Origin of the sequence: Flavobacterium sp. 245 (assembly GCF_004362055.1) — a bacterium.
In the GTDB taxonomy this organism is placed as follows: domain Bacteria; phylum Bacteroidota; class Bacteroidia; order Flavobacteriales; family Flavobacteriaceae; genus Flavobacterium.
Genome location: NZ_SNXB01000021.1, coordinates 1 through 2,111, shown reverse-complemented (window position 1 = coordinate 2,111; position 2,111 = coordinate 1). Strand labels below are relative to the sequence as shown.

The following is a 2,111-nucleotide window of genomic DNA, read 5'->3' as shown; positions in this document are numbered from 1 at the left end:
ACTTGTAAATCCATAGCTTCGGTAATATGTTTATGCCCGATTATTATCCATGCTCGTCCGCTCGACTAGTGAGCTGTTACGCACTCTTTAAATGAATGGCTGCTTCCAAGCCAACATCCTAGCTGTCTGGGCAGACAAACCTCGTTCTTTCAACTTAACATATATTTGGGGACCTTAGCTGATGGTCTGGGTTCTTTCCCTCTCGGACTTGGACCTTAGCACCCAAGCCCTCACTGCTGTGAAACATTATATAGCATTCGGAGTTTGTCAGGAATTGGTAGGCGGTGAAGCCCCCGCATCCAATCAGTAGCTCTACCTCTATATAACTATCATCAGCGCTGCACCTAAATGCATTTCGGGGAGTACGAGCTATTTCCGAGTTTGATTGGCCTTTCACCCCTACCCACAGGTCATCCGAAGACTTTTCAACGTCAACCGGTTCGGACCTCCACTGTGTGTTACCACAGCTTCATCCTGCCCATGGGTAGATCACACGGTTTCGCGTCTAACACTACTGACTAAAGCGCCCTATTCAGACTCGCTTTCGCTGCGGATCCGTGGCTTAACCACTTAACCTTGCCAGCAACGTTAACTCGTAGGCTCATTATGCAAAAGGCACGCCGTCACCCCACGAAAGGGCTCCGACCGCTTGTAAGCGTATGGTTTCAGGATCTATTTCACTCCGTTATTCACGGTTCTTTTCACCTTTCCCTCACGGTACTGGTTCACTATCGGTCTCTCAGGAGTATTTAGCCTTAGCGGATGGTCCCGCCGAATTCAGACAGGGTTTCACGTGCCCCGCCCTACTCAGGATACCACTATTCATTACATTTATTACCCATACGGGGCTATCACCCTCTATGGCGCCGCTTTCCAGCAGCTTCCGGTTCTGCATGCATAAAATGTCGTGGTCCTACAACCCCAATCTTGCCGTAACAACATTGGTTTGGGCTAATCCGCGTTCGCTCGCCACTACTTACGGAATCACTTTTGTTTTCTTCTCCTCCGCCTACTTAGATGTTTCAGTTCAGCGGGTTTGCCCACCTATCGGTGTGCTATGCCTTCAGCATAGCGGGTTGCCCCATTCAGGTATCTGCGGATCAATCGGTGTGTGCCCGTCCCCGCAGCTTTTCGCAGCTTATCACGCCTTTCATCGCCTCTGAGAGCCTAGGCATCCCCCATACGCCCTTATTTTGCTTATTGCACCAATCTTGAATTCAATCAAGACCGTTTTTTTTTGTCTTTTGTTAGTTATAACAAAAAACGCTTTCTACTTTTTATTATTTTCTTATCTCAATATGTCAATGAACTTTGTTTCGCTTTAGGCCATAGGCCTTAAGCTGTAAGCTTTCGCTTTTGTGGAGAATAACGGAGTCGAACCGTTGACCTCCTGCGTGCAAGGCAGGCGCTCTAGCCAGCTGAGCTAATCCCCCATTTTTAAATGATGAGTTATGAATTATGAGTTATGAATACTCATAAATGCTCAACTTCTAAAATTTCCTTTTTTCAAGTCAAATAGTAGTCCCGGGCAGACTCGAACTGCCGACCCCTACATTATCAGTGTAGTACTCTAACCAGCTGAGCTACGAGACTCTGTTTTACTTAAAATTTATTATTTGAACTAACAGCAAGAGTAAAATAGCCTTGAAATCATGACCCCATAAAGCTTCTTCTTTTTTCCCCAACGTGTGCAAGCACTAACATATGAGGCTCTAGAAAGGAGGTGTTCCAGCCGCACCTTCCGGTACGGCTACCTTGTTACGACTTAGCCCTAGTTACCAGTTTTACCCTAGGCAGCTCCTTGCGGTCACCGACTTCAGGCACCCCCAGCTTCCATGGCTTGACGGGCGGTGTGTACAAGGCCCGGGAACGTATTCACCGGATCATGGCTGATATCCGATTACTAGCGATTCCAGCTTCACGGAGTCGAGTTGCAGACTCCGATCCGAACTGTGACCGGTTTTGTAGATTCGCTCCTGGTCGCCCAGTGGCTGCTCTCTGTACCGGCCATTGTAGCACGTGTGTAGCCCAAGGCGTAAGGGCCGTGATGATTTGACGTCATCCCCACCTTCCTCACAGTTTGCACTGGCAGTCTTGTTAGAGTTCCCGAC

The 2,111-nt window shown here is 48.2% G+C and carries 2 tRNA genes and 2 rRNA genes (1 of these 4 running past the window's edge); all 4 read right to left on the bottom strand.

Going from position 1 to position 2,111, the window contains the following annotated elements:
- Positions 1–1,203, bottom strand: a 23S ribosomal RNA gene (locus EV145_RS22315) (it extends 1,778 nt beyond the left edge of the window).
- A 156-nt stretch (positions 1,204–1,359) separates the two neighbouring features.
- Positions 1,360–1,433 (bottom strand) — tRNA-Ala (locus tag EV145_RS22310).
- Positions 1,434–1,519: 86 nt separating this feature from the next.
- Positions 1,520–1,593 (bottom strand) — tRNA-Ile (locus EV145_RS22305).
- Between the two features lie 123 nt (positions 1,594–1,716).
- Positions 1,717–2,111 (bottom strand): 16S ribosomal RNA (locus EV145_RS22300); the annotation flags it as partial.